This is a genomic window from Streptomyces sp. NPDC049970 (assembly GCF_040660235.1).
Taxonomy (GTDB): Bacteria; Actinomycetota; Actinomycetes; order Streptomycetales; family Streptomycetaceae; genus Streptomyces.
This window is the reverse complement of record NZ_JBFALP010000058.1, coordinates 1-1,389: the sequence shown is the minus strand read 5'-3', so window position 1 is coordinate 1,389 and position 1,389 is coordinate 1. Positions and strand designations below refer to the sequence as shown.

Below are 1,389 nucleotides of genomic sequence, written 5' to 3'. Positions count from 1 at the left end.
CCGGTGCCTGCCGCCACAGGGCTCAGCGGTGCCGGCCGGGCCGCGGTCGGAGCACACCCGGCCGGCACCGCGCGGGTGCCTCAGGGTGCGTCATGGGTGCCTCATGGGTGCGTCACGGGTGCCTCACCGTGCGGGGTCCGCCGGCTCCAGGAAGCCCTGCTCGACCAGCAGCCGGATCCGGTCGGGCGTACGCTCCCGCAGCTGTTCGGGGTCCTCGCCCATCAGCTCGGCGATGGCGTCCAGGATGCGGCCGGCGCTCAGCGAACCGTCGCACGCCCCGACGAACCCGGCACCGACGGTGTCCACCGCGGTGGCGCGGCGCATCCCGCGGTTCTGGCGCAGCACGACGTGCTCGGGGTCCTCCGCGCCGGGGAGCCCGACCTGTTCCTGCACGACCTGCGGGGCGAGCCGGAAGTGCGCCGCCAGCAGGGCCTCGTCGTCCAGGCCGCGCAGCTGGTCCAGGCGGTCGAAGTGGGCCCGGACGGTGTCGCCGAGCGGCTGCTCCACGGGGTGCGGCCACTCCTCCACGACGACCGAGGGCGTGGCGGACCCGGTCCTGCGCAGGGTGATCCAGCCGAAACCGACGGCCTTCACCTTGCGCGCCTCGAACTCCTCCAGCCAGGCGTCGTACCGCGCCTGGTACCGGGCCGGATCGCCGCGGTGGTCGCCGGCGTCCCGCAGCCACAGCTCGGCGTACTGGGTGACGTCCTGCACCTCGCGCTGCACGATCCACGCGTCGCAGCCGCGGGGCACCCACGACCTGAGCCGGTCCTGCCAGTCCTCGCCCTCGACGTGTTCCCAGTTGGCGAGGAACTGCGCGTACCCGCCCTCGTTCAGACGGTCACCCGTCTCCTGCACGAGCGTGCGGCACAGATCGTCCCCCGCCATGCCGCCGTCCCGGTAGGTCAGCCGGGCGCCCGGGGAGATCACGAACGGCGGGTTGGAGACGATCAGGTCGAACGTCTCGCCGTCCCGTACCGGTTCGTACAGCGAGCCCTGGCGCAGGTCGGCGGCCGGGGCGCCGGACAGGGCGAGCGTGAGCGCGGTGATGTGCAGCGCCCTCGGGTTGACGTCGGTGGCGGTCACCCGGGTGGCGTGCCGGCCGGCGTGCAGGGCCTGGATGCCGGAGCCGGTGCCGAGGTCGAGCGCGGTGCGGACCGGCGTACGGACCGTGATGCCGGCCAGCGTGGTGGACGCCCCGCCGACGCCGAGCACCACATCCTGTGCACGGCTGGCGATGCCTCCCGCACCGCCGACCGCGCAGCCCAGGTCGGAGACGACGAACCAGTCCTCTCCGTCCGGGCCTCCGTACGGGCGGACGTCCACCGTCGCGGCGAGCTGGTCCTCGCCGGCCGGCACCAGCCAGCCGGCCTGCAGGCAGTCCTCGAC

At 74.4% G+C, this 1,389-nt stretch carries 1 protein-coding gene; it reads right to left on the bottom strand.

Features of this window, described 5'->3' with window-relative positions:
- Positions 1-123 precede the first annotated feature (123 nt).
- A partial coding sequence (locus AB0I83_RS31445) for a class I SAM-dependent methyltransferase (RefSeq protein ID WP_363307047.1) occupies positions 124-1,389 on the bottom strand: 1,266 nt, incomplete at its 5' end.